Origin of the sequence: Legionella gratiana (genome assembly GCF_001467695.1) — a bacterium.
In the GTDB taxonomy this organism is placed as follows: domain Bacteria; phylum Pseudomonadota; class Gammaproteobacteria; order Legionellales; family Legionellaceae; genus Legionella; species Legionella gratiana.
This window is the reverse complement of sequence record NZ_LNYE01000020.1, coordinates 141111-159223: the sequence shown is the minus strand read 5'-3', so window position 1 is coordinate 159223 and position 18113 is coordinate 141111. Positions and strand designations below refer to the sequence as shown.

Here is an 18113-nt window from a genome sequence, read left to right as displayed (position 1 = left end):
CTGATCTTTGTTTTGCTGATCTTTATTTTGCTGATCTTTGTTTTGCTGATCTTTATTTTGCTGATCTTTATTTTGCTGATCTTTATTTTGCTGATCTTTGTCTTGCTGATCTTTATTTTGCTGATTTTGATTTTTTTCTTTATCTTTCTTTAAAAGATCTTCAATTAACTTACGATTATAAAGTGCATCTTGGTTTTTTGAATTAAGTGCTAATGCTTTATCATAAGCTTTGATTGCTTCTTCATATTTTCCCATGTGCGCTAAAGAATTTCCTTCGTTATAATAGCCCTGCTCGTTACCTACGTTTTGATATAATTCAGCTGCCTTTTGATAGTCACCTGCTCGATATGCAGCGGCCGCAGCCCAATCGTTACGAGTAAAGGTTTCTTTGGCTTCCTTAAATTGATTTTTCGCCATTAATTCTTGTCCTTGTTGATCGGGAGTGCTCCATAAATCGTGCCAATTAAAAGCATGAATGGATAAAGAATAGAGTGAAAAGAATAAAAGAATGGCATAACGCTTCATACACTTACCCTCTGCATCCAGCCACGTCGAAACACAGGTAAGAGCAATAGCATCGCAGGGATTAAAAACCATCGCCCTTCATCACGCCACAGTGGAATGTCTTCGTCTTCGCTCAGAGTATATTTGTTGGTATTTCCAGATTTGAGCCATTGATTCAAGTCACTTGAATCGGAAGTATATTTTATTAATTGTCCTTCTCCTGCTTGAGCAAACTTCTGAAATAAAGGATTTAAATTTTTTTCTGCTTTGACCGGCATGATCGAGGAATAAATGCCCGATTCTGTTAATTTTTTTGCTAGAGCAATTGATTCACTCGAAGGTGAGTCTGCCGTCATCACTAAAATTTGTCCTTGAGTATAGCCTGCCTCTTTGATTAGGTTACTGGCCTCGGTTAATGCACGATATAGATTTTGTCCACTTACTGGCATGATATCTGGAGTTAAAGAAGTAAGTAAGGATGAGATAGTCTGACCATCATCAGTAAGTGGGGAAACGACAAAAGGTTCGCTGGTGAAGACTACTAGGCCAAACTGGCCTGAATCTTTATGAGCAAATAAGTCATGTAATTTAAATTTAGCACGACTTAAGCGATCAGGGGTTAAATCATTTGCCATCATATTATCGGACATATCCAAAACCAAAATTCTAGGCTGTATGGGCTTATAGGTTGCTACAGGCAACTTATACCATGCAGGTCCAGCAATACTCAAAATCATAAATAGAAGACTAAATATTAAGTACAGAAACGAGCTCATTCGTTGTCCTTGACCTTTTTTTTGGAGAAGGTGATTGAGCAAATGCGGATCACAAACCTCAGACCAGGCATGTAATTTGGGTTTTTGGCGCCATAAAACCAAAGTCAACCCTAATAAAGGAATGATCACTAAAAGCCACCATGGTCTTAAAAAATGAAAGGCTGTAATCATGGCTTTAATGCCTCCCTCCTTTTTGCAAAAGAGTTTATTCTAAAAGTCAGATCGGCTTTTTCAAACAGCCAATAGAAGCAAAGGAGTAAAGCGACACCAACAAACCATGGATAATATTCTTTTTGTGGACGTACAGTGGCTTGCTCTTGATTGATAGTTTCTAATTGATTAATCGTTTTGTAGATTGAATGGAGTGATTCAGTATCTGTAGCACGAAAATAACGTCCTCCCGTCATAGCGGAAATTTTTTTCAAAGTCTCTTCATCCAAATCTGCTGCGGGATTTTGCATTAGAAAATCACCCACTAAAGCTCGGGAATCTCCTTCAGAACCTAATCCAATTGTATAGATTTTAATGCCTTCCTCTTTTGCTAATTCAGCTGCTTTCAGTGGGGCAAGCACACCTGAATTATTCGCTCCATCGGTTAATAGAATAATAATACGCCCTTTTTGAGGGGCTCTATCTAAACGTTTAACAGCAAGACCAACTGCATCACCAATAGAAGTTGTTTTGCCAGCAAGTCCTGCAGTGGCATCTTCAAGACGTAAAAGTATTGCATGTCGGTCGTAGGTTAAAGGTGTTTGCAAGTAAGCACGAGTACCAAAAAGAATTAAACCAATTTTATCGCCTGAGCGATCACGCACAAATTGCTCTGCAGTACTTTTTACTATATTTAAACGGCTTGTTGGACGCCCATGTAAAATCATGTCTGGAATTTCCATGCTTCCTGATAAATCCAAGGCCATCATAATGTTATATCCCTCACGAGAAATGGGTTTAGGAGCGCCAACCCAACGTGGCCCTGCTAAAGCAAAAACAAGTAACAACCATACTAATGTTGGTATTAACAGAGAGTGTTGCACCGAAATAGAGCGCTTTTCTTGATCTGCGATATCAATCATAGCCGCAAAAAAGGGTACTTTCAGTGCAGTAGGCAACTTTACTTTTACTCTTGGCATTAAAAACCAAAGCATTAAAGGTAAAGGAAAAAATAATAAAATCCAAGGGTTAGCTAATTCGAACATGGCACTCTCCTTTGCTTAATCCAAAGCTGTGCAGTGTTGAACAGTGGGTTGAGATCTAAGGTTTGATCCGTTTTAAAAGGGGCGTCTAAGAGCATGTTTCTTACTAAATTGAAGTCAATTCCTTTACCCGTTTCATTTAAAAAACGCAGCCAGTCTTCACCATGTAAACTCGCAACTTCTTCTCTTGGATAATAGGCTAGTGCGACTCGGCGTAATAATTCCGAAATATGGGCACTTGCGAGAGCTACATTTCGCTCTTTCTCATATTGTTTTTGATAATTCATTAATAAAAGCAAAGCGTGTTTTTTAGCTTTTGCATGACGATAATTCGTGTAAATACGATAAGAAATAAAGATAGATATCAATACGATAAGTGCAATGACCACATACCATCCGGGAGCCAGAGGCCACCAGCCTATAGGTGTGGGAAGATGAATGTCCTTTAATTGTGCCAAGGGGTCAGTGTTAGCCACGGGGAGACCTCCTGGGAAAAGTTTGACGTACTAAAGAAACTAAATCAACGTCCGCAGTCACTTGAACATACTGAATGTGTAAGTAACGTAACTGCTCTTGTAAGTGGGTTATACGCTGCTGGCAGTACTGTTCATAAGCTGTGCTTACTGAATGAAGACTGGTATCAAGGATTATTTCTTGTTGTCCATTAGTAATTGCATATTGCTGCGGTTTTGGTGGAGTTAATTCTATTTGATCGCATATATGATAGGCCAGAATATCATTGTGATAGCGCAACCGATTTAAATGTTGTTCGCTTTCATTATCCATAGAATAAAAATCGCTGATCAAGACTAAAATACTTCCAGGTCTTATCACACGACGTAATCGGATCAATACATCGCTGAGTTGTCTTGGTTGAGCTTCTCGTTGTACTTCGGTTTGTGCCGTATAATGGCTTAATGAGGCCAACATGGGAAGAACACCCACATCCCGGCTACGGGGCATAAACTCGCTGTGCTCGGTGGCCGAAAAGAATAATCCACCCACTCTATCTCCTTCCTTGATTACTGTCCAAGCAAGAAGTGCAGATAATCGTGCTGCGATGACGGATTTAAATGCGATGCGTGTACCAAAAATCATCGAAGGATTAAAATCAGTGAGGATTACTACAGGGCGCTCTTTTTCTTCTTGATAAACTTTGACATGAGGTCTGCCCGTACGCGCAGTGACACGCCATTCCATGTGACGAATTTCATCTCCAGCTTGATAATTTCTTACTTCGGCAAAATCCATTCCACGACCACGAACTTTGGATAAATGATTGCCTGATCGTATTGCTCTACCTTCTGGATGATAACGAACAGATTGTACATAACGTCTTAAGTCAATCAGTTCGTTGAGTTCTGCAGTAACGCCATTAGCCATAAAAACCTCATGCTAATCCATATTTAAGGAACAGCAACCAAGCGTAATAAGGAGTCTATAAAGTCATCACTATTAACTCCCTCTGCTTCAGCTTCAAAACTTAATAAAATTCTATGTCGTAATACATCATGAGCAATCACATGAATATCATCTGGAGTGACGTAATCCCTTCCAGAAAGCCACGCATGGGCTTTTGAGCAACGATCTAAAGCAATCGTAGCGCGTGGACTTGCCCCAAAACGCAACCATCGTGCTAATTCGCTACTATATACCTCGGGATTTCGGGTTGCGACTACTAATTGGACTAGATACTTTTCTAATGCTTCACTTGTATGAACGTTAAGTACTTGTTTGCGTGCCTCAAATAATGTTTTCTGAGGTAATTTTTCGGTGGTGACATGCTTATTGGCCGTCGCGATGCCTAAGGCCTCTTTTCGGGATAAAGCTAAAATATCATGCTCTATCTTCGCATCGGGATAACTAATTTTTACATACATTAAAAACCGATCCAGTTGTGCTTCGGGCAAAGGATAAGTTCCTTCTTGTTCAATAGGATTTTGAGTTGCCATTACCAAAAATAATTCAGGTAAAGGATAAGTTTTACCGCCTATAGTGACTTGTCTTTCTGCCATGGCTTCGAGTAAGGCAGATTGTACTTTAGCTGGAGCACGGTTAATTTCATCTGCCAGAAGCAGATGGTGGAATATTGGGCCGGGTTGAAAAACAAAAGAGCCATTTTGTGGATGATATACATCAGTACCTGTTAAATCACCGGGTAATAAATCAGGTGTAAATTGGATGCGATGAAAGTTGCCTTCAACCCCATCAGATAACTCTTTAACAGCGCGTGTTTTTGCTAAACCTGGCGCTCCTTCAACTAATAAATGGCCATCAGCAAGTAAGGCAATGAGTAGGCGTGAAATTAATCCCTTTTGGCCTAAAATTTGCGAGTTTAAGCGATGACTTAACTGTAATATTTGGTGTTGCACAGAATTTTCAGTTTTATTGTCTTCTACTTGCTCCATAGTTTTTACCTTAATGTGAGTAACTTCAAACAGAGATTAAATAAAAGAACTTATCCTAACGTGAATTGTAGCTAATGCCAAGTCCTACAGATAATTTTTGTGTTCTACTTGGTCGGGTTGACTCATTATTGATAAATAAGCCTATTGTTGATAATCAGGGTGAAGCTCTAAGGGCATCATCATTTGTAATCGCTGATAAAGAGAAAGAATTTCTTCACAAAAAACATGAAATTGCTGTTGGTTTTCCCATAAATCAAAATCAGTTCCTTTGTGAAATGCCTGTTGTTTGGTTAGCGTTTTTAATAAAATGATTTCTTGGCGAGAAAACCCCAAATGGCTGTTTAATTCAACCAGTTCCATGAGTTTTTTATACTCCTTAACTGGGCGATGTTCATGCAAACAATAAGCTTTTAAGGTGAGTTGGAAGGCTTGATACATCAATGAAGTAACTGGTGTTAGTACGGTTAGTGAATCGGCTTCCCTCACGGTTTTGTGAGTGAGTTGCTGGAGTAAGTAATCTGCTGCATAGGCATGTTGAGTTGCAATATTGAGTAATTCTAAAGGAGATAAATAACGTTTGTCCATTTTTAATTCGATTTTTTTTCAAGTATGTTAAAATTCGCCCTCATTATATCCATGAATTAAATTGATGCACGCTTTTATTAACACTTCTTTGAAAATTGGTTCATTAACACTACCTCATCGACTTATTCAAGGTCCTTTAGCAGGTTATAGTTGTGCTCCATTTAGAACATTGTTTTATAATTATCGTTCACCAGCATACTGTGTTACTGAAATGAGTTCTGCAAGAGATATTCTTTACAAACACTCTATGAACTCTCGCTATATTTATCGAGCTCCAGAAGAGCAGATTCTCGCTTATCAAATTACAGGTACGGAACCCAATATATTGGCACAAGCGGCACAAAAATTACAATTTTATGGTGCCGATGTTATTGACATAAATTGCGGTTGCCCAAAGCCTAAAATACGCAAAAGGGGCGCAGGAAGCGCATTACTTGAAACCCCTGAACATTTGGTGAAAATCGTTAAAGAAGTACGTGCCGCAATAACAATCCCCTTAACCCTTAAAATTCGCATCCAAGGGAATGAAAAGGATTTTATTTTGGCAAAAAAAATTGAAGAAGCTGGAGCAGATGCATTGATTGTACACGGTCGTCGTTGGATTGATGATTATGAAGTGGCCTCTGATTTACAACAAATTGCACAAATCAAACAACATTTAGCGATTCCCGTTATTGCTAATGGTGATATTCATGATATTGCTAGTTTACAAAGAGCAGTGGCGTTTAGTGGCTGTGATGCTTATATGATATCACGTGCAGGGAGTGGTAAACCCTGGTTGTATCAGGAGCTGCTAGAGCAACAAAGCGTGGCTGTGAGTTTTTCTGAAAAAAGTGCTTTCTTTATAAAGCATTTACAAGGCCTTGCCGCATTAGAAGATGAGTATAAAGCTATTTTACAAAGTAAATCTTTGGTACGTTATTATTTTGGAAAAGTGTTTGATGCATCCTTGTTGAATCGTTTTTATCAATTAGATTCTATAGAAAAAATAAAGCATTTTTTCGCTCTATTGCAGTAGGCAAAAATTGTTAGCTAAATATACTTCTTCCTCCATCAACCTTAAGAATTTGCCCCGTAATGTAGGGATTTTCAGCCAACGCTAAAATAGCTTGGGCAATGCATTCGGGATCGCCATGTTTTTTTAAGGGTATTTTGCTTCTAATTTTTTCTTGTATTTCTGGCGACAATGTATTGGAGCTCTCTGGCCACATAATAGCTCCTGGAGCAATGGCATTAACTCTGATGTCGGGAGCAAATTCGCGCGCCAGGCTTTTTGTTTGCATTTCCAAGGCAGCTTTGCTTTGACAATATACCGAATATCCTTTCAGTGGTTTTTCAGCATGGGTGTCGGTCACATTGATAATGGATCCGGATTGTTTTGCTAATAAAGGACGAGCTGCAATGCTTAGCAAAAACGGGGCTTTAACATGAATATCGAACAAAGCATTCCAATCCGCTGTACTAAAAGAGTTAAATTCGGTGCGAATGAAAAGTGAGGCGTTGTTGACGAGTAAATCCAAACGCCCAGCCCAATCGTGTATTGCTGCCACGATTTCTTCAGCAGCATTAGGCTCAGATAATTCTTTTTGTATCACAAAAGCGCTATTGGCTCGTTGAGTATTTAAACTCTTAGCAAGGAAATGAGCTTGGTACGACGATTGATGACAATGGATAACCACTTGATACCCTGCTGCATGCAATTTTTTGACTACTGCAGCACCAATACGACGTGCACTCCCCGTGACTAAAGCAAGTTTTGCTTCTTGTGTTTTTTCGAGTTTCAAGGTATTTTCCCTAGATTTTTTAAGTCATTTTCGTTATGAGTATACTACAAACACTACAGGCACAACTGGCTCAACGACAGGCTATTCCCTTTGTAGAATTCATGCAATTGGCATTGTACGCTCCAGGCGAAGGTTATTATAGTTCAGGATTGCAAAAATTAGGGCAGCAAGGTGATTTTATCACGGCTCCTGAATTAACTCCCTTATTTGGTAAAACTTTAGCAAATCAATGTCTGCAAGTGTTCCATGTTCTTGAATCTCCTTCGCTCTTTGAGTTTGGTGCGGGATCGGGTGCACTTTGTATCTCTATATTAGAACATCTTGCTGAGCACAATTCTTTGCCCAAAGTCTATTATATCTTAGAAGTCAGCTCTAATTTATATCATCGTCAACGGGAGATGATTGAGCAAAAAATTCCTCATTTAGCGCATCTGGTCACTTGGCTGGATCGTTGGCCGGAAACTCCTTTTAATGGTGTGGTTTTGGCAAACGAAGTTCTGGATGCAATGCCTGTACATCGTTTTATGAATACCGAACAAGGAATTATGGAAAGTTACGTGCGTTTTAATGAGCAGCAACAACTCATAGAGGTCTTCAAGCCTTGTCAAAATCAACGTTTGCTCAAATATATAAATCACAAATTATCTTTGTTAGGTATCCCTTATCTTTCAGAGGTGAATCTTTTTATTGATGATTGGATTTTGAATAATTATCGAATGCTGAAGCAAGGAGTAGTTTTTTTGATTGATTATGGGTTTCCCCGCCATGAGTATTATCATCCCGATCGAAATCAAGGAACTTTGATGTGTCATTATCAACATCACAGTCACCCAAATCCATTACTACATCTTGGAGAGCAAGATATTACTGCGCATGTAGACTTTACTCATGTAGCAGAGGCTGGACAACAAGCAGGTTTTCACATTGCGGGTTATACTAATCAAGCCTCTTTTTTACTGGCCAATGGTTTGTTAAGCTTTATTAACTCATTAAATACTGAATTAGAACAGGTGCGAGCAAAGCAAGTAATAAAACAGTTGACACAACCGAGTGAAATGGGTGAATTGTTTAAAGTAATTGCATTGAGCAAAGGGATAGATGTTGCTTTGCATGGGTTTCAACTAAATGATAAACGAGTGAGTTTATGAACGAGAAAAAATATCTTACTACAGTGGAATTGCAGAAAGAATCAATGAAGTTTTCTGCTGGCCATACTACTCTTTTTTCCGCAACAGAAAGAGAACCGTTACATGGCCATATGTATGGAGTTTATCTCGCATTGACTACTTGGGTTGAAGAAAATGGTATGACCTTTGACTACCGTTATTATAAAGAACGTATTCATAAATTATGTCGTTATTTGAATCAAACTTTTTTGATGCCACAATTTTCACCTTTTTTGGAGTATGCTGAAGATGAAGCATATTATTATTTTACGTTTAATCATAAAAAAATTCCCTTTCTCAAAGAAGATGTTACGCTATTGCCATTAACCAATATTACCGTTGAAGAACTTTCACGGTGGTTTGTTTATGAACTGGTTCAAGACAAGGATGAGTTGGATAGACATCGCATTGAGAAGATCGTAGTCAAAGTTTTTTCTGCTCCTGGACAATCTGCCAGTCATGAATGGCAAAGAGTGGATGAATAAATCCATTTCGAAATTCGCCGCGGAGATAAGAATGTGAGAGGACATGGATCGCAGAACCGGAGTACCCATGAAGTTAGGCGAGAATTCAAGCACCCAATCAATGAAGCAACGTTCACATCAAACGCAGCCCCATACCATTTATCAAGTTTGTATTCCACATACTAACAAAGACTATTTTGATTATGTCGCAGAAGGACTTACTCCATGTATTGGTGCTCGAGTCTGGGTTCCATTTCGCAAGCAAACGCGTCTTGGTATTGTCATCAGCGCGAATGAATCTTTGCACGATTGTGTATTAAAAAACATGAGTGCAATCATTGATGAGCAGTCTTTAATTGATGAAAAAATATTGACTTTATGTTCATGGGTCAGCAGTTATTACCAATCACCTTTATCGGAAGTATTGTCTCTGGCTTTACCCAAAAAATATCGTTTAGGCCAAGCCTGTCAATTACCGATGGGTGATTTTTATCAATTAGCTTTACCTTTGAACGAAGCTAAAAAACGTATTCCAGCTCGCGCCCATAAACAGTTAGAGCTTATCGAATTTTTAAATAATCAAAAAGAGCCCGTTGCTCAACGTGTTTTAACTCAAAACGGATTTACTACCAATCAATTGTGTCATTTACTCGCAACCCAAGTTCTTTCTTTATCCCAACAAATCCTGTTTCCTAAACAATCTGAGATTTTACGTTCCTCTCCTTTAACACTTAATGCAGAACAAGCTGTTGCAGTAACTGCGATTAAAGAAGAGCTAAATTGCTATCAATGCTTTTTATTGCAAGGAGTTACGGGCAGCGGTAAAACGGAGGTATATTTGCAAGTGATTGCACAAATTTTAGAGCAAGAGAAACAGGTTTTAGTTTTGGTTCCTGAAATCGGGTTAACCCCGCAATTAGTATCCCGTTTTACAGCACGCTTTACACAACCTATTGCAGTGATTCATTCTGGATTAAATGAATCAGAACGACAAATTGCTTGGCAATTAGCAAAAGAAAAGAAGGTTAAAGTAGTCATAGGAACTAGGGCTGCTATTTTCACACCAATGCCTGATTTAGGATTAATTGTGGTTGATGAAGAGCATGATCCTTCATTAAAGCAAATGGAGGGGGTGCGCTATTCAGCTCGTGATACCGCATTAATGCGCGCAAATCTGGCAAATATTCCTATCATTTTGGGTTCAGCAACACCTAGCCTTGAAAGCCTACATAATAGCAAACAGAAAAAATATAAGTTGTTGCGCCTCACTCATAAAGCCTCATCGACTACCCCATTGCATTACCAACTCATCGATCTTCGTTCTCAAACAGTGCAACATGGGTTAGCAACGCCAACGCTACACGTGATTAAAGAACACTTACATAAGGGAAATCAGGTTTTAGTGTTTATTAATCGCCGTGGTTTTGCACCGGTATTGTTATGTCATCAATGTGGTTGGATGGTTGATTGTCGTGCGTGCGATAGTCATTTGACGCTTCATAAACAACTAGGACAAATGATTTGTCATCATTGTGGTTTGACGCAAAAAAAACCAGGGCATTGTTCGAGTTGCCAAAGTAGGGAGCTGATTCCAGTTGGAGCAGGGACTCAGCGTATTCATGAATTTTTAAGTACGTACTTTCCTAATACAGAAGTTGTGCGTATTGATCGCGATGCGGTTCGTAAAAAGAATTCTATAGATGAGCATTTGGACAAAATCCATAGTGGAGAAGCGCAGCTCATCGTTGGTACGCAAATGTTGGCGAAAGGCCATCATTTTCCACGCCTTTCTTTAGTAGTGGTGCTTGATGCTGATGCTGGATTTTATAACCAAGATTTTCGTGCGCTAGAGCATTTAGGGCAATTATTAACCCAGGTTTCGGGTCGTGCAGGGCGTGCAGACTATGCAGGTCAAGTTTTAATTCAAACGCATTTACCGAATCATCCCTTACTCAATTTATTGATTCAGCAGGGCTATGATCACTTCGCAGAGGTTTTATTAACGATGCGTCAACAAGCACAAATGCCTCCTTTTCACTATCTAGCAGTAGTTCGGGCACAAGGAAAAGTAGCAAAAAGTGTATCAAATTTTTTACATGCGGTTAAAGAGCAAATAAACACTCACGCTATTATCGTTATGGGACCAGCACCCGCTCCTATGCCACGTAAAGCCAATCAATACCGTATGCAATTATTGATTAAATCACCTTCAAGAAAAGTTCTAAAGAATGTTTTAACGCAAGTTCGTGAATGGCTCACAAGAAATAAATTAAGTAATGGTCTACGCTGGAATATGGATGTGGATCCTATAGATTTATCTTAAATAAACGTCAAATTGGAATCTGAAATGAACAATCGAAAAGTTGAAGTACATAAAAAAGAGTTCCCTATCGCTTGGGGAGATATGGATGCATTAGGGCATGTAAATAATGCGCGCTATTTTGAGTACTTTCAAGAAGCACGCATTGAATGGTTAAGAGACTTGAATATTAATATGACGGAAAAAACAGGACCAGTAGTGATTCATGTAGCCTGTACTTTTTTAAAACCAGTGATTTATCCTGCTCTTGTTACTTTACGTTCTAAAATTCATAGTCTTGGTAATTCGAGTATGCTTATGGATCATGAGCTTTATCAAGATGAAGTACTTATGGCACACGGTAGTTGCAAAATTGTTTGGGTGGATTACACGCAAAATAAATCAATACCATTACCCGATATTTTTCGTACTCTTTATGCAACGCTGATCTCAGCAGTCTGATTTGGAATAACGTAAAAATATATAGTTCTTTAGCTGTCATAAGCATTACTTAAAATCATTGATGATCGTGAGAGGAATTAACAAATTTATGAAGGTGATTATAAAATAATTTAATGAGTTTAAATTTTTGCTGCAAATTCGGATAAAATCCTGTACAATATGCGACAATTTTTTATCCATTTAAATTTTATAAGAGCGCTATGACTGATTTAAACCTTTACAGAAATATTGGTATCTTCGCCCACGTAGATGCCGGAAAAACCACCACAACTGAACGTATTCTGAAGCTCACCGGTAGAATTCATAAAATAGGCGAGGTTCATGATGGTGAATCAACAACCGATTTTATGGTACAGGAAGCGGAGCGCGGCATTACCATCCAGTCAGCTGCAGTTAGTTGCTTCTGGAAAGGTCATCGCTTCAATATTATCGATACCCCAGGACACGTTGATTTCACTGTAGAAGTATATCGTTCACTGAAAGTTCTCGATGGCGGTATCGGGGTATTCTGTGGTTCTGGCGGCGTTGAGCCTCAATCAGAAACCAACTGGCGCTATGCAAATAATTCAAAAGTATCTCGTTTGATTTTCGTAAACAAATTGGATCGTATCGGCGCGAACTTCTTGAAAGTGACTGAGCAAATTAAAAAAGTATTGGGTGCACATCCTTTAATTATGACTTTGCCCATAGGTTATGAAGACAGCTTCGTCGGTGTTGTCGATTTATTAACTCGCCAAGCCTATGTTTGGGACGAATCTGGTCAGCCAGAAAATTACAAAGTTACCGATGTACCAGCCGATATGCATGACGATGTTGAAATGTATCGCGCGCAATTAATTGAAACGGCCCTTGAGATGGACGATGAATTGCTGATGGCTTACTTAGAAGGAGAGGAGCCTTCAATAGAAGAAATTAAGCGTTGTATCCGTAAAGGTACGCTTGAATTAGCCTTCTTCCCAACTTATTGCGGTTCAGCCTTTAAAAACAAAGGGATGCAGCTATTATTGGATGCAGTTGTTGACTATTTACCTGCTCCACATGAAGTAAATCCACAACCTTTAACTGATGCTGAAGGTGAGCCAAACGGCCAATTCGCTATCGTTTCTCCTGATGAGCCATTTCGCGCCTTGGCATTTAAAATCATGGATGATCGTTTTGGTGCCTTAACGTTCGTACGCATATACTCAGGAAAATTGAATAAAGGGGATACGATTCTTAACTCCTTTACCGGTAAAACGGAACGTGTCGGCCGTATGGTTGAGATGCAAGCAAATGAGCGTATTGAATTGCAAAGTGCTGAAGCAGGCGACATTATCGCAATTGTAGGTATGAAAAATGTTCGAACCGGCCACACTCTTTGTGATCCTAATCACGAGTGTACACTGGAAGCAATGGTTTTCCCTGAGCCAGTTATCTCGATTGCGGTCACGCCAAAAGATAAAGGCGCTACCGAAAAAATGAGTATTGCTATTGGTAAGATGGTTGCAGAAGATCCAACGTTTAGGGTTGAAACTGATGAAGATTCGGGTGAAACCATTCTTCGTGGAATGGGTGAATTGCATCTTGATATTAAAGTGGATATTCTGAAGCGTACTTACGATGTTGAATTAATAGTGGGTCAACCACAGGTTGCTTACCGCGAAACCATAACCAAATCGATTCAAGACAGCTATACCCACAAGAAACAATCAGGTGGAGCTGGTCAATACGGTAAAATTGACTACACTATCTCACCAGGTGAGCCCAACACTGGATTTACGTTCACCACATCCGTAGTCGGTGGAAATGTCCCAAAAGAGTTCTTTCCTGCAATTGAGAAAGGTTTTCGCTCAATGATGGATACAGGTACTTTAGCAGGGTTTCCTGTATTGGATGTTGTAATTGATCTCTCCGATGGTGCTTATCACCCCGTTGACTCCTCAGCAATCGCATTTGAAATTGCTGCAAAAAGTGCTTTTCGTCAATCGATACCCAAAGCTGCCCCACAATTGCTTGAACCCATTATGAAGGTTGACGTTTATAGTACAGAAGAGGATGTAGGTAATGTGATTGGTGACTTGAACCGTCGTCGCGGCATGATTTCAGGTCAGGAGCCCAGTGCAGCTGGTGTCCGTATTAAGGCCGATGTTCCTCTTTCAGAAATGTTTGGTTACATCAGTACATTGCGTACCCTAACTTCAGGTCGTGGTCAATTCTCAATGGAATTCTCTCACTACGCCCCTTGCCCAAACAATGTAGCTGAGGCAGTAATTGCCAAAGAAAAAGAAAAGAAAGCCGCAGCTGCTAAGTAACGTGAGTGCGACGTAAAAGGCATGGAATCCCTTTTACGTCTAGCACTATTAGAGTGCATTTTGCGAATTTAGAGTCACTATTGCAAACAATAATTGGATAAAAAATTAAAAAACCATTATTGCTTCTCGTTCATATAGATGTAACTATAAATGGTGCACGTCCGATGCATAATTGACTCTAGATTGTTGCTTTGAGGATGCCATGAAAAAACAAAGGATTGTACTTAGTTTATTCTGTTCGTTTTATCTCATTTTAAGTTTTGCCGATCCCTCATTAAATAAAGAAAAGAAGACAACGGGAATTAATAGAACTATTCTATTTAATCTTCAAGGTATTTATAGTTATCGCGATTTCACATTTAAATCAGTTAAGTTTGCCAATTATAATAGTTTTCAAGGCCATTCAAATTTGTATGTATTAGGCGCAAATAACCTGCAAATAATGAAAGGGCTTACTGGCGGTTTATTTATTTATAGGGCAGACATGAGTTTGGGGTCTAGTGTGCTTATTGCTCCTACCCCACTTATTCAAACAAGTCAATCAATCCATAATAATTCGCTTTTTGGCCATATAACAAAATCGATTAAACGTCATTTGTTTGTCGATTTTTATGGTGGTTATGGACAAAATAAGCTTAATTACCTCACATTAATGGCGCCTCATACGCCTAATCAACAAGTAGCTTCAGCTAATAATCATAGTAATAACTGGTTTGTAAGCTTAAGTGCTTTATATAGCACTATTTTTCGTAATTTTTTATTTACAGGTGCTTTCAGTGTTTTGCACAATGAAATCAAACAAAATGGATTTACTTATTTTTTTCGTCCTAATTTAGTATCAAATACCATAGCACCACTAACCAATAAATCATCTTATCTCTTTGAAAACGCAGAAATAGGCTACAAGCTTAATCGAACCTTACAACCTTTTATTAATGGTGGCTTAATTCAGGTGGTCCAGTTTTCAAATAGTCGTCCGTTAATAACAGGTACTTTAGTAAGTACCTCACCTGAATTTAATTTAAACCAAAATGGATTCCAAGTTGGCGCAGGAATTAATTTTGCATTAAAAAAAGTTACCCTACGTTTGGAACAACAATATGTACAACGAGCGAATGTTTATCATAGCAATCTCTCCATAGTCTCATTAAAGATTGCTATGGATTAAGGGGCTTTTTTTGATTAAAGCAATTAGAACAAGAACCATACAATTCGGCTTAGGAGTTTTATGCCTAATGTTCATTCTTTTTTTACAAGGTGAGCAGCTCTCTTTTTTGGGGCGAATCAATGGTCTTATCTACGATTATTTATCTAAGTTAAGTTTGCATAAGAAAAAAGAGTTCCCTCGAGTAGTGATTATTGATATTGACGATTATTCTGTCCAACGAGAGGGACGATGGCCTTGGCCACGCGATAAAATGGCCATCCTATTAAACAATCTAAAAATTCTTGGCGTCAAGATTATTGCTTTTGATATTGTGTTTTCTGATATTGAAAAAAATTATGCACAGAGTCTAAAAGAAAAAATAGCTCAATTACCTTTCGCACAAAAAGAAACGCAACAGCAAGTGATGCACTTGTTGAGTGAGATAGAACCTTATGTAGATAATGATCAAAACTTCGCTTCTACTTTATCGAATAACAATGCTGTCCTTGGGTATTTATTACATTATGATGCCGAAGTAAAAAAAGGTTCTTTACCACGGCCGCTGCTTCATCAAAATGGGAAACCTATTGATGCAACAAATTACATCGTACCTAAGTTTTTGGGATATAACGGGATTTTACCCTTATTCTTACAAGCATCTCCTCATGCAGGTTTCGTTTCCAATATTCCAGATCTCGATGGTGTTATTAGACATGGAAGCCTATTAGGAAATTATGCCAATAAATTGTATGCAAACATTGCGCTCACAGCAGTAATGCACTATCTATCAACTGATCACGTAAAATTGATGACGCATGTTAGGCATGGCCAAGAGCTTTTAGATGGAATTGTAATTAAAGATATTTTTATACCTACGAATCATAAAGGACAAATACTTATTCCATTTTGGGGATTACCAGGTACTATTGATTACTATTCAGCAAGTGATGTGATACAAAATAAACTACCTCGTAATGCTCTTGCCGGATCAATTGCAGTTGTCGGATCTACAATGGTTCTTTTAGCGGATCTCCACCAAACTCCTTTGTCTCAAACATTTCCAGGTGCTGAAGTAAATGCAAATATAATTACTGCCATCTTGACGCAAGAAGTATTGGTCGAATTTAATTGGAATACCCTTAAGGGGATACTGACTATTAGTGCATTAGGAGGTATTTTAGTAATTTTATTTCCTTTCTGTAGTCCTATTCTATTGCTTCTTTTTTATTTCTTTTCTCTTACGGTAATTTCTGGTGTTTCCTTTTTATTATTTAATTATCAGCATATCTTTATTGCGCCAGCTGTAATTTTTTTGTTAACTACCTTATTAGCAATTATTAATTTTTCTTACGATTTCATTCTTGAAAAACGACAAAAAAATAAAATAAAAGAATTGTTCGGACAATATGTTCCTCCTTCTTATGTAAAGAGGCTTACCGACTTTTCTGAAAATTACAGTATTGAAGGAGAAACCCGTGAAATGACGGTCTTTTTTGCCGATATTCGTGATTTTACTACCTTAAGTGAAGATTTAGAGGCCAAAGAGATTAAGAGGCTATTAAATGAATTTTTTACACCAATTACGGATATTATTTTTAATCATAAAGGTACAATCGATAAATATGTAGGTGATATGATTATGGCTTTTTGGGGGGCTCCTTTACAAGATAACGAACATTGCTACCATGCCATTTCAGCCGCGTTAACAATCAATAATAACCTCGAAGAAATTAATAAAAAATTGTTACAAATGGATTTACCTTACATTAGAATTGGTATGGGACTTGCCACTGGGTTAATGGACGTAGGTGACATGGGTTCCGAATTCCGTCGTTCTTATACAGTTCTTGGTGATACAGTAAATTTGGCGTCACGATTGCAAGATTTAACCAAATACTATCAAATTCCCATTTTAGTTAATGAGTCACCACAAATGAAGAGTACTCCTTTTCTATGGCGTTTAGTGGATCAAATTACTGTGAAAGGACGACATATTCCATTGAAAATTTATGAGCCTTTAGGCTATAGACAAGACGCTCCACCAGAGCTTTTGACAGAGTTACACGAATATGAGCAAGGATTGACCTGTTATTATGCCCAAGATTGGGAAAAGGCAAAAGAACAATTCATAAAATTACTTTCGCGAGCTCCGGAACGGCATCTTTACCAGATTTTTTTAAGTCGTATTAACGATTTTAGTCAAAAACCACCTCCAAAAGACTGGAATGGTGTATTTGTTCATACGCAAAAGTAAGTGTTGTTTATTGTTAATCAATATATTGCTAGGAAAGCAAATGAAAAAATTAATTGTTATCAGTATATTCTTTTATTCTATCAGTGTCGTTGCACAACCTGTTGCTAAAGTAGTGAATGTCACTAACACAGCAATCGCTAAAAAAGGTAACATACAACGAGTTTTATCCCCGGGATCGCCCATCCATATAGGTGAATCAATAATCACTAAGGCGAATTCCAAAATAGATATTCAATATGAAAATGGCACTTTTGTCGCCGTACAAAAGAACTCTAATTATGAAACTGTCGCATATAAACCACAGGCAGAATTAAAATTAAAAGCCAAGTTAAACAAAGGTGCGATTGAATACAATTCAACTGGAAAAAAGAAAGGACTCATACAAACACCTGTTGTTGCTCTTGCTATTCAGGGAACCCGATTCAAACTTATAGCAATTCCGCAAAAAACATATATTGAAGTTACTGAAGGAATGGTAAAAAGTGGCAATCAACTTCTTGGTCCTTCGCAACAATTTGCTAGTGGTTCATTTGATAAAAACCAAAAATTTACTGCGGGCCCCATTCCATGGAAAGCCTATAGTAGTTTAGACACTACAAATAAGACAGAACAAACTCAGGATCAAACCCATGCTGTTGTACAGAGTAATGAAATCAATATGGATTTAGTTGCGAATGTGAGTACAAATGCTGCTATAGACAGTTTAGTTACTATGCCACCCACGGAGCTAGCAGAACTTATCATAGGTTGCCAATAGGCTGCTTTACGTCCCGCGAGATT

Annotated in this window: 17 protein-coding genes and 1 pseudogene; 10 read left to right on the top strand and 8 right to left on the bottom strand. The window is 38.3% G+C overall.

Going from position 1 to position 18113, the window contains the following annotated elements:
* Window positions 1-206: pentapeptide repeat-containing protein (locus Lgra_RS18605; protein ID WP_420795198.1), on the top strand; the 206-nt coding region annotated here is incomplete at its 5' end.
* Here the strand turns inward: Lgra_RS18605 and Lgra_RS18655 are convergent.
* From Lgra_RS18655 to Lgra_RS05475, 7 genes and pseudogenes are all read right to left on the bottom strand, one after another.
* Window positions 184-417, bottom strand: a pseudogene (locus tag Lgra_RS18655) (tetratricopeptide repeat protein); the annotation flags it as partial. The gene Lgra_RS18605 and the pseudogene Lgra_RS18655 overlap by 23 nt on opposite strands.
* 104 nt (window positions 418-521) lie before the next feature.
* Window positions 522-1451, bottom strand: coding sequence for a vWA domain-containing protein (locus Lgra_RS05500; RefSeq protein ID WP_058498272.1), 930 nt, complete (start codon window positions 1449-1451; stop codon window positions 522-524).
* Window positions 1448-2476 (bottom strand): vWA domain-containing protein, encoded by a 1029-nt coding sequence (locus tag Lgra_RS05495; protein ID WP_058498271.1) that lies wholly within the window; start codon window positions 2474-2476, stop codon window positions 1448-1450. Before Lgra_RS05495 ends, Lgra_RS05500 begins: the two co-directional genes overlap by 4 nt.
* Window positions 2464-2949, bottom strand: a complete 486-nt coding sequence (locus Lgra_RS05490) for a DUF4381 domain-containing protein (protein WP_058498270.1) — start codon at window positions 2947-2949, stop codon at window positions 2464-2466. Before Lgra_RS05490 ends, Lgra_RS05495 begins: the two co-directional genes overlap by 13 nt.
* Window positions 2942-3856 carry a DUF58 domain-containing protein gene (locus Lgra_RS05485; RefSeq protein ID WP_058498269.1) on the bottom strand — a complete coding sequence of 305 codons (915 nt, stop codon included), beginning with the start codon at window positions 3854-3856 and terminating at the stop codon, window positions 2942-2944. Before Lgra_RS05485 ends, Lgra_RS05490 begins: the two co-directional genes overlap by 8 nt.
* A gap of 23 nt (window positions 3857-3879) precedes the next feature.
* Window positions 3880-4881 (bottom strand): AAA family ATPase, encoded by a 1002-nt coding sequence (locus tag Lgra_RS05480; RefSeq protein ID WP_058498268.1) that lies wholly within the window; start codon window positions 4879-4881, stop codon window positions 3880-3882.
* Between the two features lie 141 nt (window positions 4882-5022).
* Window positions 5023-5466: a hypothetical protein gene (locus tag Lgra_RS05475; protein WP_058498267.1), complete on the bottom strand. Its 444-nt coding sequence runs from the start codon at window positions 5464-5466 to the stop codon at window positions 5023-5025.
* 64 nt (window positions 5467-5530) lie between these two features.
* Between Lgra_RS05475 and Lgra_RS05470 the strand changes: the two genes are divergently transcribed.
* Complete coding sequence (locus tag Lgra_RS05470) at window positions 5531-6484, top strand: tRNA dihydrouridine synthase (protein ID WP_058498266.1); 954 nt, start codon at window positions 5531-5533, stop codon at window positions 6482-6484.
* 10 nt (window positions 6485-6494) lie between these two features.
* Here Lgra_RS05470 and Lgra_RS05465 read toward each other — a convergent pair whose 3' ends face one another.
* Window positions 6495-7250, bottom strand: a complete 756-nt coding sequence (locus Lgra_RS05465) for a pteridine reductase (protein ID WP_058498265.1) — start codon at window positions 7248-7250, stop codon at window positions 6495-6497.
* A gap of 35 nt (window positions 7251-7285) precedes the next feature.
* Here Lgra_RS05465 and Lgra_RS05460 point away from each other — a divergent pair, with 35 nt between their 5' ends.
* The 8 genes from Lgra_RS05460 to Lgra_RS05425 all read left to right on the top strand — a co-directional run bounded on the left by Lgra_RS05460 (window position 7286) and on the right by Lgra_RS05425 (window position 18090).
* On the top strand, window positions 7286-8398 hold the full coding sequence (locus tag Lgra_RS05460) for a class I SAM-dependent methyltransferase (protein WP_058498264.1): 1113 nt from the start codon (window positions 7286-7288) through the stop codon (window positions 8396-8398).
* A complete protein-coding gene (locus Lgra_RS05455; RefSeq protein ID WP_058498263.1) occupies window positions 8395-8901 on the top strand; it encodes a 6-pyruvoyl trahydropterin synthase family protein in 507 nt (168 codons plus the stop codon). The genes Lgra_RS05460 and Lgra_RS05455 overlap by 4 nt, the downstream gene beginning before the upstream one ends.
* A 100-nt stretch (window positions 8902-9001) precedes the next feature.
* Window positions 9002-11203, top strand: coding sequence for a primosomal protein N' (locus Lgra_RS05450; protein ID WP_338011218.1), 2202 nt, complete (start codon window positions 9002-9004; stop codon window positions 11201-11203).
* Between the two features lie 24 nt (window positions 11204-11227).
* A complete protein-coding gene (locus tag Lgra_RS05445; protein WP_058498261.1) occupies window positions 11228-11641 on the top strand; it encodes an acyl-CoA thioesterase in 414 nt (137 codons plus the stop codon).
* A gap of 200 nt (window positions 11642-11841) precedes the next feature.
* Entirely contained in the window at window positions 11842-13932 is a 2091-nt protein-coding gene (gene fusA, locus Lgra_RS05440; protein ID WP_058498260.1) for an elongation factor G, read from the top strand.
* A gap of 202 nt (window positions 13933-14134) precedes the next feature.
* Window positions 14135-15100 (top strand): autotransporter outer membrane beta-barrel domain-containing protein, encoded by a 966-nt coding sequence (locus Lgra_RS05435; RefSeq protein WP_058498259.1) that lies wholly within the window; start codon window positions 14135-14137, stop codon window positions 15098-15100.
* Between the two features lie 67 nt (window positions 15101-15167).
* Window positions 15168-17333 carry a CHASE2 domain-containing protein gene (locus Lgra_RS05430; protein ID WP_238584368.1) on the top strand — a complete coding sequence of 722 codons (2166 nt, stop codon included), beginning with the start codon at window positions 15168-15170 and terminating at the stop codon, window positions 17331-17333.
* 40 nt (window positions 17334-17373) lie between these two features.
* Entirely contained in the window at window positions 17374-18090 is a 717-nt protein-coding gene (locus Lgra_RS05425; protein WP_058498258.1) for a FecR domain-containing protein, read from the top strand.
* Window positions 18091-18113 lie beyond the last annotated feature (23 nt).